Origin of the sequence: Rhizobium indigoferae (assembly GCF_034554815.1) — a bacterium.
Classification (GTDB): Bacteria; Pseudomonadota; Alphaproteobacteria; order Rhizobiales; family Rhizobiaceae; genus Rhizobium; species Rhizobium leguminosarum.
In genome coordinates this window covers 85,314-110,843 of sequence record NZ_CP140639.1, presented here as the reverse complement: position 1 = coordinate 110,843, position 25,530 = coordinate 85,314, and the positions used below count along the sequence as shown (strand labels likewise).

Genomic DNA, 25,530 nt, shown 5'->3' with positions numbered 1-25,530 from the left:
TATTTAGCACACATCTTGATCAAAGCATTCTCGCCGCTCGACCGCTGCGGCGCGTCGCACTGTTATAATAGCTCGATGCTTGCTGCACCGAGCGATGACGCGACTGCTCCATGGCCTCTGGTAGGGGGACACCGCGATTGGCGGCCTCAGTAAGGTATCCCGACCGTAAGCCGTGCGCAGAGAACTCGCTAGTGTCCAACCCAGCGATCTCAGCCCTTTGCTTGAGGATTGCATTAACTGACTGCGGATCGAGCGCACGGCGCGCAACGGTCCCCCACCGCCCGATCCCCCGAAACACGCTTCCACTGTCGATCTTCGCGGCCGCGATCCAGGCGTTGAGCGCCTCCACCGGCCGGCCGGTCAGATAGACGACATCGTCCTGTTCGCCGGAGGTGGTTTTGGTGCGGCCGAGATGGATGGCGAGAGAGGGGAGGGGGGCGCCATTTTCGATCAGGATCGGCGGCTCGACGGTCAGTTGCTCGCGGCGCAGCCCGGCGACCTCGCTGCGCCTCCGGCCGCCGGAGGCAAACGCGACCATCAGGATTGCCCGGTCCCGCAGATCGCGCAGGCTGTCGGTGGCGCAGGTCGCCAGCAGCTTTGCCAGCACGTCGCCGGTGACCGCCTTGGCGCTCTTGCGACCCCGCGTCCGGGGGACGGCGCGAACCGCAAGGCGGATGGCGGACTTGAGGGCAGGGGAGGCGAAGGCCCCGTCAAAACCGCGCCATTTGGTCAGTGTCGACCAGTTCGCCAGCCGCCGGCGCACCGTTGCGGGCGCGTGCGGACCGACGGATTTGAGGAAACCTTGGCTTCGAAGGTTCTCGTCGACGTCGGCCGGCATGCCGTGGTCGGGATCGGTGTCGCGGCGTTGCGGGTCCCAGAGGTGATGGGCGACGAATTTGAGCAGCAGCGCCTCGGGCGCCGGCCAGGGCAGCGATTTTCCGGTGGCCGCCAGTCCCCAGGCTTCGAGATAGGCGAGATCCGAGGTCAGGGCGCGAAGTGTGTTGTCGCCCATGCCCTGGTTGACGAGATGGCGCAGCGTCTCGACATCCTGGTCGGTGAGCAGCTCGGCGAGCTCGTCGCGGCGCTCGATCGGCAGCACGGCAGCGATGGTGTCGAGCTCTTCGGCGCGCCGCTCGACGGCGGTGAGTGATGTCTTGGATTTGGCCACGGACGCTCCAAAATCGCTGTATTCGGCGGCCTCCAGGGCCGTGATATGCCCCGATTCTTGCTGATTTGCGACTCCAGATCAACTACCATCGATAACCTATACTTATCGATGGTTAGAACGGCACCCTCCAATCATCAGCAGCAGCGGAAGCAATGCTCGATGTCGCTTCTGGTTAATGGCAAGTTTACCATGATTTCAGCGTCTTACGATTTGTCGAAGTTGCCCGTCCAGATCCTGTTTCGGGTAAGCGGGGCTGATTTGGTGGCCATGCCGACACAATCAGCATGTCTGACGCCGAGCAGGGTGCTCGAAGGGCCGAGAGCGTTCAGGCGCGAGCTGCAACCAGGGAGGCGAGGGGTGCAACAGCATGATCTTCGTCACTGATCCCCAGCCGATCGCCGAGATAGTGCCAGAACGACAGGCCGAGCTTTTGGCAGGTCTTCATCAGGCCGAGCATGCTGTCACGCGCTTGGCGACCGTCGCGACTGACCGTGCCGCCGGAAATCTTTCGCTTGATGACAAGTCCGCGCAGATCTCTTTCCGACGCATTGGTATGGAGCGGGGTTTCAGGCCGCTCGAGAACCCGCAGCAGTTCTGCCTTGCGGCGTCTCAGTCGAAACAGCAGTTTGTCGAGGTCGCCATAACCGGTGCGCAGCGAGAAAATCCGATCGAACCGGGCCTGAAGGCTCCGGGCTGCACGCGGATCAGGTCTTCGCTGATAGGCTTTCAGGGCCTTGTAAAAGCGCCAGATGAGATCCCGCAGGGTTTCGACATGCCGTACTTGGCCGGGTGTCGCCGGCATCAGTTTGTGCAGCAACCGTTCGGCGTGGACCCAGCACAGCGCATGGGTGCCGACGCGGAACTGTCCGGCATCGTCGGAGACAATCACCGCATTGCCGACCAGACCATGATGGCGGATGGCGCCCCAGATGCCGGCCTCGGCAAACGGGCGGATTATTTCTTTGTCGAAGATGTCGATACCATTGGCGGCCAGATACTCGAGAAACGGAACTTGATTGGCAAACCGCCGCGATTGGCGTGTCTTCAACCGCGCCAGAAGGGCGGGGTCGACCTGACGGTCTTCCAGAAAGGTGAAGGCGGCATCGTTGAGAACATAGTCCTGATAGTTGCCGCGCAGCAGGGCCAGAAAGTTCAGCCGCGACTTCGACGGCGCCGTGCGGAAGGCAGTGAAATGTTCGCCGCCGATTTGTGTCGTGTGGAAATTGCGGTTGGCATGACGGGCGCCAGTGTCGTCAACCGTGACAAAGGGAGCCGAGATCAGGCCCGCAAGCAGCACGGCAGCATCCTCGGCATGAAAGCCATCCAGCCGCTCTGTCAAAAACCGGATGACCTGGCGTTTGGTCGCGATCATCGCTAGCGATGACGCTGTAATCTCGATACCGACATCGTTCAGCAAGGTCGTCAATCGCTGCGTCGTCACCTGCCCATGGCTATGAAGCATCAGGCAGAAGCGACGCAGACTGGCGCCGTAGCCGCCCTTTATCCCCGCAGGCAGCGGCGCGACGATCGTGCGTCCATCCGGAGCCACCCAGCATTCGCGGCGATAGCGCACCACTTCGGCCCGCACAACCAGATCCCGCACCACGCAATCCTTGTAGCCCTTGAAGCGCGATCCGGGTGGTGCGTTGGCAGGCAGCACCTCTTCGCGCGTGACGCTGCTCTTGTCGCCTTTCGGCCCGCGACGCCGCGCAGGCTTTCGGCTGCCGGCAACCGTTTTGTCACTCGTTGCCTGGTCCATACCCGACGGCCTGAAGGGTGGGCGTGGCGGCAGGTTTTTGAGCCGCGCAATCTCGTCGCGCAGAAGCTGGTTGTCGACCTTCAGCCGCGTGTTCTCTACCCTGAGCAGGTCGTTGTCTTCACGAAGCTTTCGGTTGTCAGCCTCAAGCTTCTCGATCCGGATTTCTGCCCGATCAGCCCGCTCCACCAGACCAGTCACCAACTCCCGCAGCGCCTTCAGCGACAGCGTGTCGGCATGCTCGGCCATGGGGAGGCGGCGCTTCGTCATAAAGGAAGTGAATCATGATTCACAAAAAACAGGAATCCCTTCTGCCACCAGATCTGCTCCAGTTACTGATGCGGCCGGCTTTCGACGCCGGTCTCGCGCTCACGCGCCTGGACGAACGGATTACGCGCTCTCCGGTCGGAACGGGCTTCCTCGAGCGTGCCCACTTCACCGACGCCTGCGCCTCACTGTGGATCGACGGCGAACTTGTCCACCTCGAAGACCTCGTCCTCCACGACGCGTTTCGCGATACCCGCACACCCACCCATGAACTCACCATTGCCCGCGACGTGTTGCGAACCCGCCGGCGCATTGCCGCGCAGTCGCCGGATTGGGCGTTGTCGTCAGAGGGTATCCGAACTTTGTAACCGGTGTTCCGCTCCCACCTTGTCCTCGCCGCGCTGATCTGTGATCGCCTATCCATGGACGAGCAACGGGAGTTTCTCCATGGAGAGTACATTGGAGGTTCTCACGACCAGAAGGTCTGGACGTGAGGTGCATCGGCAGTGGCCTGACGAGGTCAAGGCGCAGATCGTTTCGGAAAGCCTTCGGCCAGGCGCGATGGTCAATGAGGTCGCAGAGCGCCACGGCTTGAAGCCGAACCATCTCTCCACCTGGCGAACGATGGCGCGGCAGGGCAAGCTGGTTCTACCTGCACCCGAGGATGCGGTAGAGTTCGCAGCGGTTATCGTCGATCCACCCTCCTCGGAGCGACCGATCAAGAAAGCCAGCCGTCCGGAGATCATCGTCGGCGCGGTCACGATACGTCTGGAAGAAGGCGCGTCTGCCGCCCGGATCGCCGCTGTCGCGCGTGCTTGCGCGGTTCCGGCATGATCTTTCCATCGAACCGGGTTCGGATCATGGTTGCCACCAAGCCGGTCGACTTCCGCAAGGGCCATGATGGATTGACGGCATTGGTCAAGAACGAGCTGCACAAGGACCCGTTTACCGGGACGGTCTTCGTGTTCCGGTCGCGCAAAGCGGATCGGTTGAAGCTGATCTACTGGGATGGCAGCGGTCTGGTGATGGCCTACAAGCGGCTGGAGGAGCACACGTTCACTTGGCCGGGCATCAGGGATGGCCTGATGACGTTGGGCCATGCTCAGTTCGAGGCTCTGTTTGCAGGGCTCGACTGGCGTCGGGTCCGTTCCGTGGAGACGAGAGCGCCTGAAGCCATCGAATAGATGCGTCACGATGACTCGGGCGACAAATTCCGGCGGCGAGACGAGGCAGAATTTGATAAATTTCCACCATGTTGGACGCCGCCGATTTGCCGGACGATATTGCTGCCTTGAAGGCGATGCTGATCGCAGCGCAGGCGCGTGAAGTCCGTAAGGATGAGCGGATCGAGCGGCTGGAGAATTTGGTCGCTGCTTTCAAGCAGGCAGCCTTTGGCCGCAAATCCGAGAAGGCCGATCCCGAGCAATTCGATCTCGCACTGGAGGACCTGGAAACGGCCATTGCGGCCGTCCATGCCGAAGATGAAGCCGATAGCCCTCAGGGTAAGCCACAGCCCAAACCTCGCGTCGCCAATCGTGGCTCTCTTCCAGCTCATCTTCCACGGATAGAAGAGATCATCGAACCGGAAAGCCGGATCTGCGCCTGCGGCGGAGGTCTCCATTGCATCGGCGAAGACGTGTCCGAGCGGCTGGATATCATTCCGGCGCAGTTCCGCGTCATTGTTACCCGTCGCCCCAAATACGCCTGCCGTGCCTGCACCGACGGCGTATCTCAGGCTCCAGCGCCTGCACGATTGATCCAGGCCGGGTTGCCGACGGAGGCGACCATCGCGCATGTGCTGGTGTCGAAGTACGCCGATCATCTGCCGCTCTACCGCCAGGCCCAGATCATGGGCAGACAGGGTATTGATCTCGACCGCTCCACGCTCTCGGATTGGGTCGGCCGGGCGGCGTTCGAACTACGTCCGGTCTTCGACGCTTTGATCGCCGACCTGAAGCGGTCGACGAAGCTGTTCATGGACGAGACCCGTGCGCCGGTCCTCGATCCTGGCTCCCGCAAAACCAAAACCGGATACTTCTGGGCGCTGGCCCGCGATGACCGCCCTTGGGGCGGAGGTGCGCCGCCAGGCGTCGCCTTCACCTATGCTCCTGGTCGCGGCGGACTACATGCCGAGAGGATTTTACAAGGCTTTACGGGCATTCTTCAGGTCGATGGATATGCCGGATACAATCGGCTGATCGCACCGGATCGCGTTGGAACGGACATTCGGCTTGCCTATTGTTGGGCGCATGCTCGTCGCAAGCTGGTCGAGATCACCCGCACCGGGTCAGCACCCATTGCAGAGGAAGGCGTGAGACGGATCGGCGAACTCTATCGGATCGAAGCAGAGCTGCGCCGACTTCCTGCCGAAGCTCGCCTCGCCGGGCGGCAGGAACGATCCGCAGCGTTGATCACAGACATGCGAACTTGGCTGACGCATCATCGCGCCCGCGTCGCTGGTAAGTCTCCGCTCGGCGAGGCGCTCGCCTATATCGCCAAATACTGGGATGGCCTCTGTATCTTCCTCATCGATGGCCGCATCGAGATCGACAACAACACTGTCGAGCGAACAATCCGTCCGATTGCCCTCAGTCGTAAGAATGCTCTCTTCGCCGGACACGATGCTGGAGCGGAGAACTGGGCGGTTATTGCCTCACTGATCGAGACCTGCAAGCTCAACGCTGTCGATCCGTTCGCCTACCTGACAACCACGCTCACCTCCATCGTCAATGGCCACAAGCAGAGCCGGATCGACGAGCTGATGCCATGGCGCTGTATATGAAGGCGAGGAGATATTCGTCAGGCTGGGAAATCTGACTGTTTGAACAAAATCATCGGCCCGATAGGGTGTGTGCGTGGTAAGCGATGTTCTACCCCATGTTGTATTGACCGTGATCTGTGATTGGCTGGATGAGCCAAGGGAGTTTCTCCAGTCGTAGAACGGTGTCGGGGCCGCGCTGAGGAGCGAAACCGGCGGTCGAACAGATGCGTCACGATGACTGGGATGGATGCTGCCCTACCGCAAATCTGGTCAAAGCGTTGTGAAATTGAATAGCTGGTTCAGATAGCGGTATCCGTATGCTATCTTAGAGGAGGCGTGGCGGAGTGGCTTATCGCGGGCGGCTGTCCAACGGGACCCGCTCCGGGCTTTCGGGCTCGCGCAGGTTCGAATCCTGTCGCCTTACTTCTTTCGTTGCAGTAGGGGGCCACCGGCTTCTCGCCAGTGGCCTTACTCGACAATTCGATCTGGGCTTCGCCATCTACCATCTTCATGAAGCGGAGGTTACACCCGTGTGCCCACGAATGAGCTGATCGACCTGTCGCAACGCTGTAAGCGTGTATCAGGGTTCGTCGTGAGGCTGACGCCAAATCATCTGTCGTCATGGCGAACGATAACGGCGGCCGCGATCAACTCGCAGCCGACCTCGAACAAAGCTGCAACGATCCCGCTGGTGCATATGGCGGGCTCATTTCCGCTTCGGTCCGCTGTCGAGCCATTTCCTTTGAACGCAACTTTATTGTCAATGTGCGGGCGGCTCAGGTGTTTTGCCAGAATGCGCTTTCAAGGTTTTGATAAACTCCGTGACCAGATCGATTGAAGTCGAGTCGACAACAAGCTCCTCCAGATGTCTCGCGATTTCTTCACATTCGTTCGCGGACAGGGAACGGAGATTCGAGCTGACTGCGTTATAGTCTGGCGTCCCGTGAGAAGCGAAGGAGCGGTTGATGACGAAGCACTCCGTTTTTCCGTCAAGTCGCTCAACCGACAGAGCGAGCGAGCCGCCATCAGGTGCGATGGCGTAGTCAACGATCAATGTGAACACGGCGACTCCGATCTGTTTTTAGTCTCTTCTTCCGTCAGAACGCCTACCTTGCATAGCTACTACCGCGAGATTTTGGGCCCATTCTATCTTGTTGTTGAAATCCGTTCCTGCCACATTGAAGCGTTCTGGCAATGCACTGGGCTCGCCGTACATGGATTCAATCGACGACTTTCCGAAAGAACACGTTGACGCTGTCCGTGGCTTTCGGGACAATCAACTCAACTATGAGGAGAGGCCAAAGTTTATCGAGCTTCTCACTACGCTGAACCTCGCCCACGCGACGAGCAGGTATTCGGTCGACTTTACCCCGGAAGGAAAACGCATAGACGCCGTCCTGTACAAACAGATTAGCGACTGGGCAAACGACTATTATACCGTTCAACCTCTGATGAATTACGTCGAAAAATTTATAGACGGCGGAGATAATCCCGACACAAGTACCGAAGTTTTGAAGTTTGGCTTGGCTTTCAGAGGCGCGAATGGGCGTGTTTATCTCAACATGCGGGGGCGGCAACTCGAAACTAAGATAATGATTGGGAGGAGGTAAGCTCTGCACCTTCCTGACCGACGGCCGCGTCGAGATCGACAACAACACCGTCGAGAGAACCATCCGACCGATAGCATTAAATCGGAAGAACGCTCTCTTCGCCGGGCACGATGCAGGAGCGGAGAGCTGGGCGACCATTGCCTCGCTGATAGAAACCTGCAAGCTCAATGCCGTCGATCCGTTCGCGTACCTGTCCGCCACGCTCACCCGCCTCGTGAATGGCCACAAGCAGAGCCGGATCGGCGAGCTGATGCCGTGGAAGTACCCGGAGCGAACACACGGCTGAAGTCCGCTGTCGGCCCATTACAGCCATCCCGACTATTTCTAGGGCATTGGCTTCTGATTGGGATTCGCGACGAGGAATTCGCCAAGAGCCGGGTCCTCGGCATGGCGTTTCTGCTGATCGATAATCACGAAGTTGGCACCCAACTCGACCTGAAGCAAAAGCAGAAGCTGGTCCACATCGCTATTGAAGCGGTCGCACCTCGCTTGCGTCCAGAGGCTTGGATCAGGTGGATACAATGGGTTGAGGTAGCTAAGATATTCTTGATCAAGACGGTTGATGAGCGAGTGAACGTTGCTTGGCAATAAAAGCCGGGGGGGAAGTGCGACATCCCCTTGAAGGTCATACACGGTCGCATCAAGCGGTCCGACGCCCAATTTGGATCGGGTAGCATCATCACCCGCCCACAAGCACCCGCCAGCCCCAAAATCAAAGAAAAATCGTAGTGTACCGTAAGCGACAAGCCGGGGCCGTTCAGGCGGCGTAGTTCCATGGCATGAGCGCGTCGATTTCACTGCTGGGCCATCCATTCGCAAGGCGCTCAAGCGTCTGGGTCAACCAAGCTTGCGGATCGACTGCATTCATCTTTGCCGTTTGCAGGAGCGTCGCGATGGTCGCCCAAGTCCGGCCGCCACCGTCGCTTCCAGCGAATAGACTATTTTTTCTCGTGATCGCTTGGGGTCTGATTGCTCGCTCGACTATGTTGGAGTCGAGTTCGATGCGGCCGTCGGTCAGGAAGCGCTCGAAGATGTCTCGACGCGAGATGGCATACCGCAGAGCTTCGGCGAGTTTGGATTTTCCAGAGACCCGCGGCAGGGTCGCCTGCCAGAGAGTGAAGAGGTCACGGACGATCGCTGCGGAGATCTCCTGGCGTGCAGCGACACGAGCTTCAGGGTTTTGGCCGCGCACACGCTCCTCGATCTCCCATAACCTCGCCATACGCTCGACGGTGTCGGTAGCGATTTTCGAGCTCTTTGCGACATGCAACTCGTAGAACTTTCTCCGGCTGTGCGACCAGCAGCCGGCCAGGATGGCGCTGTCATTGCCTCCATCTTTCCGGACGAGCTTGTTATAAGCGGCATATCCGTCGACCTGCAGGATTCCACGATAGCCGCTCAGGTGTCGTGCGACACACTCGGTGGCTCGACTGTCCTCGAAGCGATAGGCTACCATCGGTGGACCGCTGCCCCCAAAAGTCCGGTCATCCCTGGCATACGCCCATAGCCATGCCGTCTTCGCTGATCCGGAACCAGGTGCAAGTGTGGGCAAGGTCGTTTCGTCGGCAAAGATCCGTTCGGCCTTCTTGATCTCATCGAGGATGTAGTCGGCGAGGATATTGAGCTCGAACCCCAGCTTGCCCATCCATTGAGCCATCAGCTTGCGGTCGAGTTCGACCTTGTCGCGTGCGTAGATGGCTTCCTGGCGATAGAGTGGCAGCCCGTCGGCATATTTGGAAACGGCGATCTGGGCCAGAAGTGCTTCCGTCGGAATGCCACCTTCGATGATATGTGCCGGAGCCGCCGCCTGGACGACACCATCCTCATTCCTAAAGGCATACTTCGGCCGGCGGGTGACGATGACACGGAACTTCGCTGCCACGACATCCAGCCGCTCGGAGACGTCTTCTCCAATCAGGATTTTGGTCTTACCTGCATGTTCTGGAAGCTCTTCCGGTTCGATCACGACCTCGACGCGCTCAAGATGAGGCGCAAAGCCCTTGCGTGGCCGCGGAGCGCGTTTGCTGTCCGCGCTACCGCGGCCTTTCGTGACCTGAGCCTTGATCGTCGCAATGCCGGTCTCGATCTCTTCGAAGACAAAGGCATGCTGCTCGTCATCGACGGTGGATGACGCAAGCCTTTCCGAGCGTCGGCCAAATCGGGCGCGATCGAAAGCCTTCAGGATCTGCGTCAGCCGCTCGATGCGCTCATCGGCGTCCGCGTTGCGGGCCTCTAGATCGTCAACCTGCTTCTCCAAAGCCTCGACGCGGGCTGCTTTTGCGGCCATGGCAAGAACCATGGCTTTGAGAGCCTCTACATCATCCGGGAGCTCAATCTCGGGCCGCGTCATGGGTATGATCAGAGCATATTTTGCCGCGCTCCGCCCATGTTTTCAGGGACCTGATTCACTTCGCCGCAGCGGTTTTACCCAACAATCTCGGGAGGCTTCACCGGCGTGGATCGAACCCGCTTCCAGTCCATTCCGTCGACTAAAGCCAGAAGCTGGGCATGATTGAGCTGGACGCGATGATGGCCGATCCGGGGCCAGCAGAACTGGGCTTTTTCCAGCCGCTTCGCATAGAGGCAAACGCCGGAGCCATCCCACCACACGATCTTGACTCGGTCTGCTCTCTTGGCCCGAAAGACATAAAGTGCACCGTTGAACGGATCACTGCCAGCATCCCGTACCAGCGAAAGCAAGCTGTCCGGCCCCTTTCGGAAGTCGATGGGATGGCTCGCAAGAAAGACCTTCACGCCGGACGGGATCATGCCGACCGCACCGCTCGGATCACCCGCTGCAGGTGTGCTTCGCCGATATCTGCGTCGGCCCGGATAACGACGTCGCCGATGATAAGCTCGATCATCGCACGTGTGCCAATCGTCCCAGTCTCTGTCTGACCAGCCCGATCTTGCGAGGAGGATCGTTGTCCGTCACGAGCATCACGACGCCAGCCAAATAGCTGCGAGGGATGTATGCCGATGCGATGCGCAATGGCCGAGACGCTTGCGCCGGGCTCCATTGCCTCAGCCACAGCCCGCGCTTTAAAATCATCGGACCAGCGGCGCCGAAATTGCCGTGGGGCGCCCTCAAGCCGTTCCGGAACAGCCTCGATCATATGGAAGTTTCTAGTTCCAGAGCTAGGCGCAGACATAGAAGCTCACAGTTTGTGAATCGTCTGTCCGCAATACAGCGGCCAACGCATCTGACGCCAGATGGGGTCAGCTTGTCGCTTACCGCAGATCTCGCGAATACGACGTTCCAGGCCGGCCTGATCGGCACGGCGAGAGGTGTAGTGGTAGCTTGAACGATCGAAGTTCAGCGCCCCACAGGCACGCCGGATCGAGATCGCCCAATCGCGGCACATGCCCTTCACCACCTCCCGCTTGCGAGCAGGCCTTAGAGCTTTCGGCGAATGACGTCCTGCAGCATCTCACGGTCGAGTGTTAGGTCCGCGACGATCTTCTTCAGCCGTGCGTTCTCGTCCTCGAGTTGCTTCAGCTTCTTCATCTCCGGCGGCAACATGCCGGCATATTTCTTCTTCCAATTGAAGTAGGTCGCCTGGCTGATTCCTGCCCTCCGGCAGATCTCTAACCGCATTTCCTTGATCAGCCGGTCCTGCAATGTCCGGTTCATCCGCTCGACGCGGCCCTTGGCCTGGCTTGAGTTTGCGCAGAGAATTGTTTAGCTCACAAAGCGCCCGCCCGAACTGGGTCATGCCCTGGCCACCCTTGGCCTCCTTCTTCGCCACCCGGAACACCGAATGCTTGTCGGAGTAGAAGACCACAGGCGCGCCGTGATCGCGCAGGTAAAGCGCCAGCGCCTCGAAATAGCTGAAGGCGCTTTCCGAGCGCACGAAGCGCAACTGCATCAGCTTGCCCGTCGCATCGTCGACGAACACCAGCAGCGAGCATGGATCACCGCGGTCCTCGAACCAGCGATGCTCGGACCCGTCGATCTGCACCAGCTCGCCATAGGCTTCACGCCGCAAGCGCGGCTGATGAAACGTCCGCCGCTGCTTGCGCGAGAGCCACAGGCCCGCATCCACCATCCAGCTGCGCAACGTCTCGCGCGACACCCGCAACCCATCTGGTGGCGGCAAAGGTTCCGGTAAACGAGATGGCACGTCAGCTTGGACGTCATCGCTCGACCATTTACCGCGAGATCAAGCGCAATACGTTTCATGACCGTGAACTGCCGGACTACGACGGGTACTACAGCACAGTTGCTCACGATATCTCCAAGGAGCGGCGACGCCGGCTGAGAAAGCTGCGGCGCCACCCAACTTTGCGCACAGAGATCATCAACCAGTTGGAGGCTCGCTGGTCTCCAGAACAGATTGCCGGACGCCTGCTTTCGGAGGGGCTAAGTCTTGTTCGTGTCTGCAAAGAGACGATCTATCGCTTCATCTACAGCAAGGAAGAGTATGAGCTAGGCCTCTATCGCCATCTGCCCGAAGCGCGCCGCAAACGTCGTCCATTGCGCTCCGGCGAGGGTGATCTGCGTATAGCATCGAGACATGCCAAAATCTCCAAAGTGAAGCCATTGAAATTACTGGCATGTCGCACTTGGAAATAGAATGTACCCGTGTGAGTTCATGCTGAGACGCGACTTGCGGAGAACTTCAAGCTATCCGGCATGTCTCATCTGGGCGAGCAATTTCTTTCGAAAGACCTCTGCCGGTGTTCGGTAGCCGAGGCATTTCCGCGGTGTTGAGTTCAGCCGGTTGCAAACCGCAAGAAGGTCTGCGTCCGTCACCGACAAGGGATCGACCTCTCTCGAAAGCCATTTGCGAACTCGCCCATTGGTGTTTTCGACGGTGCCTTTCTGCCAAGGCGATTGCGGATCGCAGAACCAGGTCTGGGTGCCGATGTTTGCTTGCAGATACGGCCAGTCGGTGAACTCGGTGCCGCGATCGAAGGTGATCGAGCGGCGGGCAAGATGGGGCAGGGATTGCAGCGCGCGGATCAGCCCGTCCATGACAGGCCGGGATTGCCGATCGTTGTTGCGAAGGAAGATCGCAAAGCGGCTGACCCGTTCGACGAGCGATGTCACATTGGCCTTGCCGAATTTCTTGCGGAACTGGATCAGGTCGCATTCCCAGTGCCCGAACTGCTTGCGATCGGCAACGACGTCCGGGCGGCGCAGGATGTTCAATTCCGGGCTGAAGCGCTGGCCGTGTCGACGTCGAGCATGTCGCGGCCGGCGCCTGGCCCGGTGTTCCGGCAGGTGCCGCCACAGCTTGATGGCCTGACCATCTGCGGAATAGGCGAACTTGTAGATCGTTTCGTGGCTGACCGAGATCGGATGACGCTCCAGCCGCATGCGACCAGCGATCTGCTGGGGCGACCATCCGTGCAGGATCCGGTCGATCACGGACTGCCGCACATGTGAGAACCGCGCCAGCTTTCGCAACTTGGCACGACGCTCACAAGCCATGTCATGGGCCGTCACGCAGTAATAGCCGTTGAGATCCGGTATCAGCTTGTCGACGAACGTGTTGCGCTTGAGCTCACGAAAGATCGTTGAGCGATGCCGCCCGAGTTTCTCGGCGATGATCTCGACGCTGATGCCGGCCGTCCGCCAGCGAGCGATCTTGCGGCGTTCATCCAAGTCGATATGGGAGTAGGTGTGTCTCATTGCGCTTTCCTTGCGAGCGATAACCCATTGGCATCTTTCGCAAGTCGCACTTCATCCTTGAACCCACCCGGCTACATGCAATGTCAAAGCTGATTAGATGCGCGACGCTGTCAGCCAGTTAGAAACGCGACACCGGCTCCGCCGATCAGCCCACGATCCGACCGGCTGGGCCGGGTTGCAAGGGAGGAGCGGGGGCGGGTGAGGAGCAGCACTTCGGCTTTAGCTTTGAGATTATGAGTGCCCCATTTATTCTGCTGCCTCCATTCGTGCCAGCGCCTTCTGCCTTTTTGCGATGACCTTTGGATCATTCATGAAGTCCGTCCGCCGGCCAGGCTTGCGGCCACGCTTCTGATAACCATTGCCCTGGCTGCCATCGGGAATACCGAACATATGATCCGTCTGGCCAGTGCGGCGAGGGCCGCTCTTGCTACGCTGCTGTTCGCGCCCGGCCTGCAGCTCGGCGACGATCGACAGCACGTCGTCCAAACGCTTGTTCTCAACGACCTCGGCTCGATGGACCGATCGCAACTTGTCGAAGGTTCTGTAGGGGAGGGTGAAGCTCTCGTGCATGATCTCGAGGCGGCCATCCGGGTAGTCGCAGACAACGACCTTCTTTCCCGCCAGCAGCCTAGAAAGGTCCGTCGGATCAAGAATGAACAGCACCTTGTCGTAGCGTAGCGTCAGGGATTGCGACAGCGTGCGCACTTCCTTCCGGCACATGGCACCATCGAGGTTCTCATGGTCGGCCAGCGACCGGTGCATGTCCTTCGGATTGCGCGGTTGCTTGCCGAAACGAGAATTGAAATCCGCAATGAACTCAGGCGCATAGGCATTGGCAGCTTCGATCGTATCGATGCCGCGAAGCCGCATCTCCTTGACCAGCCGATCCTGCAGTGTCTGGTTGGCACGCTCCACCCGGCCCTTGGCCTGCGGGGTGTTGGCGCAGATGATATCGATGTTCAGCTCATAGAGCGCCCGACCGAACTGCGTCAGGCCGCTCGTGCGGTCTTTCTCCGACGCATGGGTGGAGCGAAAAACGCCGTGCTTGTCGCTGTAGAAGGCCAGCGGCTTGCCCCATTGCTGCAGATAGGCCTTCGTCGCATGCAGATAGTCGAACGTGTTCTCCGATCCGGCAAAGCGCAAATGCAAAAGCTTGCCGGTGGCGTCATCGATATAGACGAGCAGGGCGCATTTGGGGCCGCGGTTCTCGAACCACCAGTGATGCGAACCATCGATCTGCACGAGTTCGCCAAAGCAGTCGCGTCGGCCGCGCGGTTGGAAAACCCGCTTCTTTCGCTCACGCCGCGAGATCCAGATGCCGGCCTCTGTCATCCATTGCCGTAGCGTCTCCTTGGCGACCGAGATGCGATGCAGTTCGATCAGCTTCTCGCGCGCCAGCGTCGGACCGAAATCCAGATAACGTTCGCGGATCAGGTCGAGCGCCGCATTGCGAAACTCCTCGCTATGGCGCCGATTGCTCGGCTGTGATCGCTTCTTGGAAACAAGTCCGGCTGGACCATCTCGGTCATAGGCCTGCAGCAGCCGATGGACCTGACTTCGGCTAAGCCCAAGCAGTTCGCCGGCCTGGACGACGCTCAGGCGTTGGTCACGGATCTTCTGGATGACTTCGAGGCGATGCAACTCTTTCTGCGACATGGTGATCATAAAGGACATGACGACTCCGACCGCTCATGGTCTCGACCAGGCTGAAGGTCGTCATCCTTGCTCCCAACGTTGACATTGACCAGCGCGTCGAGAGGCGAGACTGTCGCATCTCTAACTGGCCCAACTGTCGCATTACTAAATAGCCCTTACATGCAAAAGTGGCATAAGATATCTTATGGAACTGTTAACCCTGCCAAATCTACGTGCAATATTTCGGACGGATGCGCATATCAGCCTTGGCTCGGTGCCTGACTTCTTGAAGTTCCACGGCATCAGAGCGTCGATCTCGCTCGATGCCAACCTGCAGCGATACGCAGGCGTCTGCGTCAGCCTAGCCAGCTGATCCGACTTCGTTCATCTTGGCGGACTGGATGAGCGTAGAGAGCGTGGCCCACGTCCTTCCGCCGCCGGTCATTTCCGGCAAATAGGCTATACTCTTCCAGACAATTGCCTGAGGCCTGATTGCACGCTCAACAAGTGGGAGTCTATCTCGATGCGCCCGTCATGGAGGAACTCTTCGAAGGCCTCCCGCCGATTAAGAGCTAGCGAATTGGCTCGTCCATTTTCTCTTCCTGTCAGCGAATTTGGATGATGATTGGTGTCCGTGTAGTAACGCGGGGTCAAACCGCAGCACCGAGAGGAGAATTAGCAGCTGAGGTCGGCGGAATGGATATGCCGGCACCGAGCGCGCACATGACAAGCCACGACATGGCTTCCTGCCGCGGTAGGCCGTGGCATGTTGGCACGAAAGGTGTTCGGCGCCCGGATCTCTCTCACATGAGGAGTTTGGCGTCAACAGCCATAAAGGTGGCATGTTGGCTTCCTCATTTCGGATCCAAGTCTGAGTTCGATATTTCTGCCGGCCACTTCGAGCATATACAACCTCACATACGGTCGCCGCTGCCGGCGGTTGCACCACGATCCTGCTTCCGGCGGGCCAGGGCTCAGGAGAACTGGACCAACCCTGTTCCCTGCTGTTGAAGAAGATCCACGGTCCGTTCACCTGGATCCGGTCTTGGGGATTGAAAGAGCTTGCAGGTAAGCTGCCATCCGTCAGGCGAATTTCGGGCACTGCGCGGGCACGGTAAGCGCGCGAATTGGTCCTACTCATCAAGGTCCGGAAATGGTGTGATCGACCAGCCAATTAGGTCCACGGCGCGCTGAAGTATCGCCTTCGTCTGAGCTGGGCTCGATGAAACGGCGATGACATGTCCGATCATATCCCGGTAATCCCCTTTCATGACTATCGGCGTCTTGGGTGCGACATAAAATCTGACATCGACGACACCTGGTACAGCAGCCGCCAGACCGGTGCCCTCGATCCGATCGAGGATGCCATTGCGATCAGGAACCAGGAAGCGCGCGGCTGCAGTGCGGGAATGCCTTGCGCGCAGATCGCATTCCTCGCCGATCACAAGCTTGATATGCTCATTGATGAGATCGATGCCGTAGGCGAGTTCAATGAGCCGAGGTGTGGTCCAACCTGGAAGACGCGGATTGACTTCAATGACGACTGGGCCGCGCCTTGTCCATCGGAATTCAATGTTGGTTGGCCCCCAGTCAAGACCGAGAGCTTGCAAGCAGCTCAGCGAAACTTCCACGATACGCGCATGCTCGTCATCAGTCAGCGGAGCCGGAAACATGCTTCCGCAAGGGACGAAGTGCGGCAGGCGGTTAAATTCGGCGAAGCCAGCCGCAATGACCGTTTTGCCCATGGTATCAGTGCTATAGAGTGGGCCTTGTGCGAATTCTTCGACCAGAATCCGGGGTGCAGGCTGCCATACGTGCGCCCCGCCCAACAGATGGGTTGCATGGTCAGACACCTCATCGGCGGTGCGGCACAATCGGACACCGCTGCTGCCGCTGCCGACAGCTGGCTTAACAATCACCGGCAAGCCGATCTCCGCGGCAGCGCCTTCGACGTCTCTCGCATTTGCTGCCAAGCGGTAAGCCGGCATCGGAACGCCGGCTTGTGCGAGGAGCTGACGTTGAACAAACTTGTCGCAGCATCGTTCTATGGACGCGGGGTCGGGCCCCGGCAGATTGAAATGCCGGCAGAGCTTGCCAACTGTCACATAGAGCGACTCTTCGAAGCCAGGAAAGCCTGTAATGCCGGCAATGTCACAGGTCGCACGCAGCCGAGAGCATTCGCGGATCAGCGTCTCGAGATCGTTAGTATCGATCCGGATGGCCTCGCTGCCTTCTGCCGCAAGATAGTCGTACTGAGCTGGATCAGTCGCCAGGGTAATTGGATGAAGACCAAGACGCTGGGCCTCTCGGACGTAGAGCGGACCATTGCCCTTCGAACCTTCAAGCAGGATGAGTGCTCGTTTTGCCATTGGTTGTTGACCTTTCGTTGTGTTCAATGATGTACTTGGAGCGCAAACCGGCGTCGACTTGTTATCTGGGTGTACGCTTATTAGCACTGTGCACCTTTCGGTCTCATCCTTCGGGCAAATCGTCCAACCAGCAGGCGCCCTCCAGATATGGTCGGGAGAAGACCTTTCCGATCTCTTGCGAGCACTTGTTCTGATGGTAGCGCATATACACGCGGCCATCTGCTCCAAGGTCAAGGATCTCGATCTTTCCCGTGTAATGGGACATGATGTATTTGAATGTCTTATGGATGCCACTGAGACGTTGGCTGATTCCGTGCACGATCTCTACTCCCCTGCGCAGGGGAACCTGAAAATGTGACCCGCCCTTCACCGGCCTGCCTTGAAAGAGGTAATAGGGGCGGACACCCATTTGGTGACACTTAGAGAAGGTCTCAGCCAAGATGTCGGGATCATCGTTGACCTTTGCGAGAAGCACAGACTGATTGAGGAACTGCACACCATGTGCGCGCAACGATCGAATGTTGCGCTCCGCATCGACCGAGATTTCACCGATGTGGTCGAAATGGGTTACGATAACTGCGGCCTTACCTGCTTCATGGATCCGTTGGAACAAAGACGCTAGAGTTGGATCCTCAAACCGTTTGGGCTCGTAGGCGACCATTTTTGTGCCAATGCGAATGGTATCCAAATGTGGAATAGGCAGCAAATAATCGAGAATTTGGTCGAGCTTGGAAGTGCTGAGCACGAATGGATCGCCGCCCGACAGGAGCACATTCGTTATCTCAGGATGACTGCCAATATATTGCGAGATCTGGGCAAAATCAGTTGCGACTTCCTCGGAGTCTTTGCCAACAATGCGTTTGCGAAAGCAGTAGCGGCAATATGAAGCGCAACGGTCAGTTACCAACACTAACCCGGTCGCGGCGTACTTGTGCTGAAATCCGGGCACGATCGTGTTGTCGTGCTCACCACTCGTATCCAGGTCGCCGGGGCTCTCGAACTCTTCGAATGAGGGCTCGACAATGTACTTGAGCTGATCGTAATGGCCACTGTTGGTGATCTGTTCCCTATAGAATTCTGTAACCTTATAGAGAGTGATGCTTTTGGCTTTCAGCTCCCACGGAGCAACCGCGCGCGTCCCCTCAATGAGCTTGGTGGCCTTGATATCGGTTCGGTTCGTTCGATCGGTTTTCATTTAGACCCCCTCAGCCTGAGACCGGAAAAACGGTCGCGGCAGTTTCTTCACTGTGTTTAAGCAAGGTGCGCAGGTCGGCTGCGTCAGGCAACCAAGCTTTAAGGCGAAGCTGGCAGTTAGCATCTCGGCGGGCCTTGGCTACACCTTGCATGTCTCTTGTCGAGACTACAGCCAATACCGCCTGTTTCCGGGCATAGCCTGCCCAGGCGCGATAACGGCGCGAACCGGTCCTATTCATCAAGGGCCGGAAATGGTGTGATCGACCAGCCAATTAGGTCCACGGCGCGCTGAAGTATCGCCTTCGTCTGAGCTGAGTTCGTTGAAGCGGCGATGACATGTCCGATCGTGTCCCCGGCATCGCCTTTTCTGACGATCGGAGTGTTGGGTGCGACATAAAATCGGACATCAACGACACCTGGTACAGCAGCCGCCAGACCGGTGCCCTCGATCCGATCGAGGATGCCATCGCGATCAGGAACCAGGAAGCGCGCGGCTGCAGTGCGGGAATGCCTTGCGCGCAGATCGCATTCCTCGCCGATCACAAGCTTGATATGCTCATTGATGAGATCGATGCCGTACGCCAGCTGAACCAGTTCAGATTCCCCGCCCGGAAGGCGCGGATTGACTTCAATGACGACTGGGCCGCCCCTTGTCCATCGGAATTCAATGTTGGTTGGCCCCCAGTCAAGACCGAGAGCTTGCAAGCAGCTCAGCGAAACATCCACGATACGCGCATGTTCGTCATCTGTCAGCGGAGCCGGAAAGAGGTATTCACAAAAGACGAAATGGGGTGGAGGGCCGAAGGCACCGGTACCAACCGCAATGACCTCATTTCCCATTGTATTAGCGCCGTAATATGATCCCTGAGCGAATTCTTCGACCAGAATCCGGGGTGAAGACTGCCATACGTGCGTTTCGCCCAACAGATGAGTCGCATGGTCAGACACCTCGTCGGCGGTGCGGCACAATCGGACACCGCTGCTGGCGCTGCCGATAGCTGGCTTAACAATCACCGGCAAGCCGATCTCCGCGGCAGCGCCTTCGACGTCTCTCGCATTTGTTGCCAAGCGGTAAGCCGGCATCGGAACGCCGGCTTGTGCGAGGAGCTGACGTTGAACAAACTTGTCGCAGCATCGTTCTATGGACGCGGGGTCGGGCCCCGGCAGATTGAAATGCCGGCAGAGCTTGCCAACTGTCACAAAAACCGACTCGCCGGGGTTTGCAAAGCCTGTAATGCCGGCAATGTCACAGGTCGCACGCAGCCGAAAGCATTCGCGGATCAGCGTCTCGAGATCGTTGGTATCGATCCGGATGGCCTCGCTGCCTTCTGCCGCAAGATAGTCGTACTGAGCTGGATCAGTCGCCAGGGTAATTGGTTGAAGACCAAGACGCTGGGCCTCTCGGACGTAGAGCGGACCATTGCTCCTATGGCCCTCGATCAGGATGAGTGCTCGTTTTGCCATTGGTTGTTGACCTTTCGTTGTGTTCCCACTCTCTTAGAGCAAAACGCGTGCCACTCCGGCGGATCGAGCCTCGCAAGAGAATTTGTGCTTTCTTTTCAAGAATGTTGACTGCAGCCAAACGAAAGCGAATTACCTAACATGGCCCAGACAAACCCGACAGCTGGTCTCCGGCCGTCCTACATTTGTCGAGGCATGACGGCCAAGGCGTGATCACCTGAACCGGCGGCGCGGAGCGTGCCGGCATTGTGGCCACAATCTTCCCTCGAGCTTGCAGTGAGGTGGGGCTGACGCGGTACACCAGTTGGGTCATATGCGACATTGTGATCCTCCAAGGGATCAGCCCGGCTGCAATGGTCGGCTGATTCCATACGCACATCACCTCATGGACGCGAAACGCGCCCGCTCGACTGGCTGCGCGTCGGTCGCTCGCTCGATTGCAAGGTCGGTTTGGGGGGGGCGGTCGCCCTCATGCAGGGCGGAAAGAAGCTCCGATATCTGCTGATCCGCTGGCGAGAGCCGGTGGTTCAGCCGCATGAAGTCCATCCAGGTCGGCGTGCTATATGTCTCCGCCCATTGCGCGGGGATTCGAAGGTCTTGCTGGAGTGTCCAATCACGCGCTCCCGCTCGGCTCATGGCGAACCGGCGTGCCCGCATGTGACGAAGAAAGGTCTCGAGGCTCTCCTCCCCGATAAGATAAACTGTCCTTGCTGCGATGGGGCCACTGCGGGGTTTCAGGTCAAGCGCCAGTCGCGGGGCTGGAAACTCGGAGCCCTGCTGGTCGCCAACAGCACCGAGAAGGACTGGCAAAACAAACCCGAGAGCTCCTACGAGAAACAGGGCGCAGGCAGCCAATTCGAGAGACGACGCTAAGGAGTAGGATTGGGCGACGGTGCCCCAAATCCAACTGCCGGCTGCTATGCCGCCCGAATGGCAGGCATAATAGATGGAGACAGTGCGACCAACGACCCATCTTGGGCTTGCCAGCTGGACCCATACATCGAAACCGGTCCAGGTTATGACCCAGCCTGCGCCGCCGAAAACTAATGCAAGGGTGTCAATAATCGGGTTGGAGGTGAAGGCGAGCGAGAGGCAGCAGAGAGCGCAAGCGATTGACGCAAGCGCCATCAGCCACTCCTGCGGGACCACCTTCCTCAAGACCTGGTTGATCAATCCGGCGATGCAGGCGCCAGTCCCAAAGCCGGTAAACAGAATGCCGTAGAGGATGGGGCCACCAGCCAGACGATCTCGGGCAACAAGCGGTAGAAGTGCGAGGATCGAAATGGCGCCGAGCCCGAACAGGGTCGCGCGAATGATCGCAGCCCTGATATCTGACGACAGAGCGGTGAACCGCATTCCATCGTGAATGGCCGTTGCGATCCGTTCCCGCGGTAGGGGAGACGGACGTACATGCCATTTATTCTGCAACACCGAGCCGAGAGGCGCCAGATTGGTAACTGCCGCAAAGCCGAAAGCGGCCAACGGCCCGAGGAAGGCAAGAATCGCTCCACTCAAAGCGGCTCCTATGCTACGCGTCATGTTGTAGCCGACCGAAATAAGCGTCACTGCGGCCGGGATATCTCGTTTGTCGAGGATATCGCCCACCGAAGCGTGCCAGGCAGGTTCATTCAGCGCAAAGCCGCTGCCAGCCAGAAACCCTAACCCGAGAATGAGCCAAGGACCAACAAAGCCAAAGCCGACAGAAAGCGACAGCACGATGGAGGCAAGCGCGATCAGAGAAAGGCCAGCGATCATCACCGATCGACGGCTGAAATTGTCTGCGACTGCTCCAGCCACGATCGAGAGGATGAACGCCGGTAGGGTGGTTGATGCCTGCACGAGCGCGACCATCAGGTCAGATGCGGAAATCGTCGCCATGAGCCAACTAATTGCGACCGTTTGTACGAGCCATCCAAGATTGGCGACCTGTATGGAGGTCCAGATCGACCGGAACGCCGCATTGCGGAGGGGGGCGAACGTCGAGTCAGCTATAGGAAGGTCTTCGCGTTGCATGATTTCTGTGACTTTCAAAGCATCGAACCAGGCTTGGCATAATCCAGCAAAGGTCGTGCCAGGTCGTAGAGTTACTTAAAATAATGCCAATTGCTTTGTTCAGATAGTTAGATGGGTAAATTGAACACATGGTTGAGGGCGATCTGACTCGCGGAGCCGACAAGGCCACGGACAATGTCGCGTGCGGTCGTCACGCGCCGGACGCCAAAGGTCCAAACTATCGATGGGCAATGAGGCCGAGCTCAACGCAGAGAGCCGAGGGCGTTAATCGGAATGATGCGGAAAGGATTTTAATGTTCAAATTGGGTATCCCATAACCTGATGTGGTGGACGGCCTCCGCTCCCGGCATCGCAATGTGCCAAAGTGTGGCTGTCGAAAGCCACATAAGGGAGAGCCGTCCATGGAGAAGATTACCACAATTGGTCTGGATATCGCCAAGCAGTTCACGGAGTCAATGGTGCTGGCGCGATCGTGTGCCGCCGCAGGCTTCGCCGCGACGATGTCGTTGGATTCTTTAAGGCATTGCCGCCGTGCCTGATCGGAATCGAGGCTCGCGCGACCGGACACCACTGGGCTCGGGTTCTCATGGCACTGGGTCACGAGGCTCGGTTGATGCCGGCGTCTTACGTCGAGCCTTACGTGTGCTGGTTCCAGATTGAATGCAACGCGGTTGGAATCTATATGATCTGGTCCTCCATAGCCAATAGATGTGTGAGTTCATGCTGAGACGCGACTTGCGGAGCACTTCAAGCTATCCGGCATGTCTCATCTGGGCGAGCAATTTCTTTCGAAAGACCTCTGCCGGTGTTCGGTAGCCGAGGCATTTCCGCGGTGTTGAGTTCAGCCGGTTGCAGACCGCAAGAAGGTCTGCGTCCGTCACCGACAAGGGATCGACCTCTCTCGAAAGCCATTTGCGAACTCGCCCATTGGTGTTTTCGACGGTGCCTTTCTGCCAAGGCGATTGCGGATCGCAGAACCAGGTCTGGGTGCCGATGTTTGCTTGCAGATACGGCCAGTCGGTGAACTCGGTGCCGCGATCGAAGGTGATCGAGCGGCGGGCAAGATGGGGCAGGGATTGCAGCGCGCGGATCAGCCCGTCCATGACAGGCCGGGATTGCCGATCGTTGTTGCGAAGGAAGATCGCAAAGCGGCTGACCCGTTCGACGAGCGATGTCACATTGGCCTTGCCGAATTTCTTGCGGAACTGGATCAGGTCGCATTCCCAGTGCCCGAACTGCTTGCGATCGGCAACGACGTCCGGGCGGCGCAGGATGTTCAATTCCGGGCTGAAGCGCTGGCCGTGTCGACGTCGAGCATGCCGCGGCCGGCGCCTGGCCCGGTGTTCCGGCAGGTGCCGCCACAGTTTGATGGCCTGACCATCTGCGGAATAGCCGAACTTGTAGATCGTTTCGTGGCTGACCGAGATCGGATGACGCTCCAGCCGCATGCGACCAGCGATCTGCTGGGGCGACCATCCGTGCAGGATCCGGTCGATCACGGACTGCCGCACATGTGAGAACCGCGCCAGCTTTCGCAACTTGGCACTACGCTCACAAGCCATGTCATGGGCCGTCACGCAGTAATAGCCGTTGAGATCCGGTATCAGTTTGTCGACGAACGTGTTGCGCTTGAGCTCACGAAAGATCGTTGAGCGATGCCGCCCGAGTTTCTCGGCGATAATCTCGACGCTGATGCCGGCCGTCCGCCAGCGAGCGATCTTGCGGCGTTCATCCAGGTCGATATGGGAGTAGGTGTGTCTCATTGCGCTTTCCTTGCGAGCGATAACCCATTGGCATCTTTCGCAAGTCGCGCTTCAAACTTGAACCCACCAGACTTATGGAACTCTGATCGTCGGCGCATAGTGAGGTTCGCAGGATACAGAAGGTATGCGCAGGAATTCAAAGAGCCGATCTAAGCTTACGCGCATATTTGCGTCCGCGCAGTTCAAAACTCTTTCCAGACTCGGCAGCTTAGCTTCCGGCAGATCCGCAGAACAAGAGTCTTCCGTCCTAGACATTTAACTGTCCTTTCCCTTGTGAAGGCTGGGCAGCACGTTGTGCTTTTTTCGTTTCGACGTTTGAGTTGCCATTAGAAGGCGCTAGGGGTGGCTATCGTGCTCATCATTGACCTCGGGCCGACAGGCTAGTTCAGGACAACTACATTTGGGCTTGCTTGCGTGTCCGGATGAACATTGAACTGGAGCTTTACGAATTTTTCCCGCTGTTAAGCACGAGGCTATTCATTCTGTCCCACCACTCAGGCTGATCACCCCAACTCCGTTCTCGAAAGCGATCCTTGTGCCGTAAGGCTCGGAAAGTTTCTGCAGGCGGTTCAAGATCATCTCGGCTTTCGCAGCAGATGCGAGACTAGGGATTCCTCGGTTCGCGAACCTTTTGGAGTGACCGAGCTCAACGGGGTACAGGCGCAACTCGGTGAGTCTGTTTTCCTCGAAGCGGCTTACCGCAATGATGCTCTCATAGAATACAGGGGCGCTGAAACCGGGTGAAGTTTCGTAGCCCGATAACATTTCGGACACGGTCACGTCAGCGTCTGTGGCGTCGATCAAGTCCTTGTCATAGACTTCGTACATGTCAGCGCCCACAGGGGTCCGGAGATCGTCCATCATGAAGTTGCCAAGGCTATAGAATATCGGCCGACCCTTATAGACTTCGACACCCCGCAATCGGTGCGGTCCGTGTACGATGTAAGCATCAGCCCCTGCATCGACAGTCTGATGTGCGAATTCTCTCTCGTAATCCGCCGGTTCTTCACTCCAATTTCCCGGTTCATGCCCGTGATTTGTAAAGATGCAGAAGTCGGAAAACTGCTTGCCGCGGCGAATGTTTCGGAGGATGTTCGCGACGTCCCTAGAATTAGGCTCATAGGAATACCCGGGCCGCTCGCCGGCTCTGAAAGTCACATTCGCAACCTTAACTTGGTCTGACTGTCTCCCGGACCGCCCAAAGTTCGGCAGTGAATCGCGCACCATCCGGAGGCTATCGAGCATTTTGGGCTCCACAACGATACTCCTCTCCAATCGGAGAGTGTTGATGCCAGGCCTTCCCGGAGCTTCGCCCGCTCCGTCGCAGGCACGTGACATAGGTGTGAACGTGGATGCGGACGATACCAACCCTACCCGTCCTTTGGTTGTTTCTACAAAACGTGCGGCACCAGCCTGTGACAGATTTTCGCCAACACCGGCGTAGGCAATGCCATTTTCCTCGAGCGCGCGGCACGTAAGGCGCATGCCCTCTACGCCCCAATCGAAAGCGTGGTTGTTTGCGTAGCTGACCAGATTGAACCCCATCGTCCTTAGATCAGGCCCAGTTTCTGGCAAGCTGACATGATACGCTCCGCCATACTCTGCTTGCGGGCTTCCTTCGAAAGAGCGAATGTCGAAGATGTTGGTTTCCAAGTTACCAAAGGTCACATCTGCGGCTTGCAAGATTTCAACAACTTGCGCAAAGCCTGGGTGGCAGCTGTTGGTTAATCGCCGCGACACAATGAGGTCGCCAACTGCGACAAGCGTAAAGCCGTCCGCGATATTGGTTTCGAGAGAGCCCGCCACGTCGTAGCTGTTCAGTTCTGGCCCTTGTTCGTCTCTATATGCATTTTGGTCGGCGTTCATAAATTCTCCAGATAGCCTGCACGCTAGGG

19 protein-coding genes, 1 tRNA gene and 7 pseudogenes are annotated in these 25,530 nt (G+C 58.2%); 9 read left to right on the top strand and 18 right to left on the bottom strand.

Going from position 1 to position 25,530, the window contains the following annotated elements; translation table 11 throughout:
• Positions 1-19: 19 nt before the first annotated feature.
• Both U5G49_RS35790 and U5G49_RS35785 read right to left on the bottom strand, forming a co-directional pair.
• Positions 20-1,168, bottom strand: coding sequence for a site-specific integrase (locus U5G49_RS35790; RefSeq protein ID WP_193444887.1), 1,149 nt, complete (start codon positions 1,166-1,168; stop codon positions 20-22).
• A 325-nt stretch (positions 1,169-1,493) separates the two neighbouring features.
• Positions 1,494-3,194: an IS66 family transposase gene (locus U5G49_RS35785; protein WP_322790965.1), complete on the bottom strand. Its 1,701-nt coding sequence runs from the start codon at positions 3,192-3,194 to the stop codon at positions 1,494-1,496.
• A gap of 14 nt (positions 3,195-3,208) precedes the next feature.
• Here U5G49_RS35785 and U5G49_RS35780 point away from each other — a divergent pair.
• The 5 genes and pseudogenes from U5G49_RS35780 to U5G49_RS35760 form a co-directional block, all read left to right on the top strand.
• Positions 3,209-3,556, top strand: a pseudogene (locus tag U5G49_RS35780) (RHE_PE00001 family protein); the annotation flags it as partial.
• Positions 3,557-3,638: 82 nt separating this feature from the next.
• Positions 3,639-4,025: an IS66-like element accessory protein TnpA gene (tnpA, locus tag U5G49_RS35775; protein WP_193446730.1), complete on the top strand. Its 387-nt coding sequence runs from the start codon at positions 3,639-3,641 to the stop codon at positions 4,023-4,025.
• A complete protein-coding gene (gene tnpB, locus U5G49_RS35770; protein ID WP_193446731.1) occupies positions 4,022-4,375 on the top strand; it encodes an IS66 family insertion sequence element accessory protein TnpB in 354 nt (117 codons plus the stop codon). Before tnpA ends, tnpB (U5G49_RS35770) begins: the two co-directional genes overlap by 4 nt.
• A gap of 68 nt (positions 4,376-4,443) precedes the next feature.
• Positions 4,444-5,973, top strand: a complete 1,530-nt coding sequence (tnpC, locus tag U5G49_RS35765; RefSeq protein WP_097543930.1) for an IS66 family transposase — start codon at positions 4,444-4,446, stop codon at positions 5,971-5,973.
• A 309-nt stretch (positions 5,974-6,282) separates the two neighbouring features.
• Positions 6,283-6,377, top strand: a tRNA-OTHER gene (locus tag U5G49_RS35760).
• Positions 6,378-6,712: 335 nt separating this feature from the next.
• Here U5G49_RS35760 and U5G49_RS35755 read toward each other — a convergent pair.
• A complete protein-coding gene (locus U5G49_RS35755) occupies positions 6,713-7,015 on the bottom strand; it encodes a hypothetical protein (protein WP_097543929.1) in 303 nt (100 codons plus the stop codon).
• A 151-nt stretch (positions 7,016-7,166) separates the two neighbouring features.
• Between U5G49_RS35755 and U5G49_RS35750 the strand changes: the two genes are divergently transcribed.
• On the top strand, positions 7,167-7,562 hold the full coding sequence (locus U5G49_RS35750) for a hypothetical protein (protein WP_097543928.1): 396 nt from the start codon (positions 7,167-7,169) through the stop codon (positions 7,560-7,562).
• 1 nt (position 7,563) lies between these two features.
• Positions 7,564-7,848 (top strand): annotated as a pseudogene (locus U5G49_RS35745) (transposase domain-containing protein); the annotation flags it as partial.
• A gap of 38 nt (positions 7,849-7,886) precedes the next feature.
• Here U5G49_RS35745 and U5G49_RS35740 read toward each other — a convergent pair.
• From U5G49_RS35740 to U5G49_RS35715, 6 genes and pseudogenes are all read right to left on the bottom strand, one after another.
• Positions 7,887-8,195: a hypothetical protein gene (locus U5G49_RS35740; RefSeq protein WP_193446732.1), complete on the bottom strand. Its 309-nt coding sequence runs from the start codon at positions 8,193-8,195 to the stop codon at positions 7,887-7,889.
• Positions 8,196-8,319: 124 nt separating this feature from the next.
• A complete protein-coding gene (locus tag U5G49_RS35735; protein WP_130820205.1) occupies positions 8,320-9,912 on the bottom strand; it encodes an IS66-like element ISRle3 family transposase in 1,593 nt (530 codons plus the stop codon).
• 74 nt (positions 9,913-9,986) lie between these two features.
• The gene (tnpB, locus tag U5G49_RS35730) at positions 9,987-10,331 is read right to left on the bottom strand and encodes an IS66 family insertion sequence element accessory protein TnpB (RefSeq protein ID WP_003592504.1); all 345 of its coding nucleotides are present in this window, start codon (positions 10,329-10,331) and stop codon (positions 9,987-9,989) included.
• Positions 10,328-10,678, bottom strand: a complete 351-nt coding sequence (locus U5G49_RS35725) for a transposase (RefSeq protein WP_082935752.1) — start codon at positions 10,676-10,678, stop codon at positions 10,328-10,330. Before U5G49_RS35725 ends, tnpB (U5G49_RS35730) begins: the two co-directional genes overlap by 4 nt.
• Before the next feature lie 120 nt (positions 10,679-10,798).
• Positions 10,799-11,151 (bottom strand): annotated as a pseudogene (locus tag U5G49_RS35720) (transposase); the annotation flags it as partial.
• Positions 11,152-11,662: pseudogene (locus U5G49_RS35715) on the bottom strand (ISNCY family transposase); the annotation flags it as partial. It lies immediately after the preceding pseudogene.
• On the opposite strand from U5G49_RS35715, the pseudogene U5G49_RS35710 reads away from it, so the two are divergent.
• A pseudogene (locus U5G49_RS35710) lies at positions 11,650-12,048 on the top strand (IS30 family transposase); the annotation flags it as partial. The pseudogenes U5G49_RS35715 and U5G49_RS35710 sit on opposite strands and share 13 nt — an antisense overlap.
• Before the next feature lie 141 nt (positions 12,049-12,189).
• Here U5G49_RS35710 and U5G49_RS35705 read toward each other — a convergent pair.
• From U5G49_RS35705 to U5G49_RS35675, 7 genes and pseudogenes are all read right to left on the bottom strand, one after another.
• Positions 12,190-13,200 (bottom strand): IS30 family transposase, encoded by a 1,011-nt coding sequence (locus tag U5G49_RS35705; protein WP_284200511.1) that lies wholly within the window; start codon positions 13,198-13,200, stop codon positions 12,190-12,192.
• A 246-nt stretch (positions 13,201-13,446) separates the two neighbouring features.
• Positions 13,447-14,874, bottom strand: a complete 1,428-nt coding sequence (locus U5G49_RS35700; RefSeq protein ID WP_322790964.1) for an ISNCY family transposase — start codon at positions 14,872-14,874, stop codon at positions 13,447-13,449.
• A 249-nt stretch (positions 14,875-15,123) separates the two neighbouring features.
• Positions 15,124-15,408 (bottom strand): annotated as a pseudogene (locus tag U5G49_RS35695) (IS66 family transposase); the annotation flags it as partial.
• A gap of 560 nt (positions 15,409-15,968) precedes the next feature.
• On the bottom strand, positions 15,969-17,204 hold the full coding sequence (locus tag U5G49_RS35690; RefSeq protein ID WP_193444894.1) for an ATP-grasp domain-containing protein: 1,236 nt from the start codon (positions 17,202-17,204) through the stop codon (positions 15,969-15,971).
• 103 nt (positions 17,205-17,307) lie between these two features.
• Positions 17,308-18,399: a KamA family radical SAM protein gene (locus U5G49_RS35685; protein WP_193444895.1), complete on the bottom strand. Its 1,092-nt coding sequence runs from the start codon at positions 18,397-18,399 to the stop codon at positions 17,308-17,310.
• Positions 18,400-18,629: 230 nt separating this feature from the next.
• Complete coding sequence (locus U5G49_RS35680; protein WP_193444896.1) at positions 18,630-19,862, bottom strand: ATP-grasp domain-containing protein; 1,233 nt, start codon at positions 19,860-19,862, stop codon at positions 18,630-18,632.
• A 375-nt stretch (positions 19,863-20,237) separates the two neighbouring features.
• On the bottom strand, positions 20,238-21,872 hold the full coding sequence (locus U5G49_RS35675; protein WP_193444897.1) for an MFS transporter: 1,635 nt from the start codon (positions 21,870-21,872) through the stop codon (positions 20,238-20,240).
• 401 nt (positions 21,873-22,273) lie between these two features.
• Between U5G49_RS35675 and U5G49_RS35670 the strand changes: the two are divergent.
• A pseudogene (locus U5G49_RS35670) lies at positions 22,274-22,515 on the top strand (IS110 family transposase); the annotation flags it as partial.
• A gap of 109 nt (positions 22,516-22,624) precedes the next feature.
• Here the strand turns inward: U5G49_RS35670 and U5G49_RS35665 are convergent.
• Positions 22,625-23,635: an IS30 family transposase gene (locus tag U5G49_RS35665; RefSeq protein WP_322790963.1), complete on the bottom strand. Its 1,011-nt coding sequence runs from the start codon at positions 23,633-23,635 to the stop codon at positions 22,625-22,627.
• A 477-nt stretch (positions 23,636-24,112) separates the two neighbouring features.
• Positions 24,113-25,501: a CapA family protein gene (locus U5G49_RS35660; protein ID WP_284200541.1), complete on the bottom strand. Its 1,389-nt coding sequence runs from the start codon at positions 25,499-25,501 to the stop codon at positions 24,113-24,115.
• Positions 25,502-25,530 lie beyond the last annotated feature (29 nt).

Excerpts from the sequence above, each read along its gene's own strand:
- U5G49_RS35675 (WP_193444897.1), bottom strand. The coding sequence starts at position 21,872 with ATGCAACGCGAAGACCTTCCTATAGCTGACTCGACGTTCGCCCCCCTC.
- U5G49_RS35660 (WP_284200541.1), bottom strand. The coding sequence starts at position 25,501 with ATGAACGCCGACCAAAATGCATATAGAGACGAACAAGGGCCAGAACTG.
- U5G49_RS35665 (WP_322790963.1), bottom strand. The coding sequence starts at position 23,635 with ATGAGACACACCTACTCCCATATCGACCTGGATGAACGCCGCAAGATC.
- U5G49_RS35725 (WP_082935752.1), bottom strand. The coding sequence starts at position 10,678 with ATGATCGAGGCTGTTCCGGAACGGCTTGAGGGCGCCCCACGGCAATTT.
- U5G49_RS35690 (WP_193444894.1), bottom strand. The coding sequence starts at position 17,204 with ATGGCAAAACGAGCACTCATCCTGCTTGAAGGTTCGAAGGGCAATGGT.
- U5G49_RS35705 (WP_284200511.1), bottom strand. The coding sequence starts at position 13,200 with ATGAGACACACCTACTCCCATATCGACTTGGATGAACGCCGCAAGATC.
- U5G49_RS35680 (WP_193444896.1), bottom strand. The coding sequence starts at position 19,862 with ATGGCAAAACGAGCACTCATCCTGATCGAGGGCCATAGGAGCAATGGT.
- tnpA (WP_193446730.1), top strand. The coding sequence starts at position 3,639 with ATGGAGAGTACATTGGAGGTTCTCACGACCAGAAGGTCTGGACGTGAG.
- U5G49_RS35735 (WP_130820205.1), bottom strand. The coding sequence starts at position 9,912 with ATGACGCGGCCCGAGATTGAGCTCCCGGATGATGTAGAGGCTCTCAAA.
- U5G49_RS35700 (WP_322790964.1), bottom strand. The coding sequence starts at position 14,874 with ATGTCCTTTATGATCACCATGTCGCAGAAAGAGTTGCATCGCCTCGAA.
- U5G49_RS35685 (WP_193444895.1), bottom strand. The coding sequence starts at position 18,399 with ATGAAAACCGATCGAACGAACCGAACCGATATCAAGGCCACCAAGCTC.
- tnpB (WP_193446731.1), top strand. The coding sequence starts at position 4,022 with ATGATCTTTCCATCGAACCGGGTTCGGATCATGGTTGCCACCAAGCCG.
- tnpB (WP_003592504.1), bottom strand. The coding sequence starts at position 10,331 with ATGATCCCGTCCGGCGTGAAGGTCTTTCTTGCGAGCCATCCCATCGAC.
- U5G49_RS35750 (WP_097543928.1), top strand. The coding sequence starts at position 7,167 with ATGGATTCAATCGACGACTTTCCGAAAGAACACGTTGACGCTGTCCGT.
- tnpC (WP_097543930.1), top strand. The coding sequence starts at position 4,444 with ATGTTGGACGCCGCCGATTTGCCGGACGATATTGCTGCCTTGAAGGCG.
- U5G49_RS35785 (WP_322790965.1), bottom strand. The coding sequence starts at position 3,194 with ATGACGAAGCGCCGCCTCCCCATGGCCGAGCATGCCGACACGCTGTCG.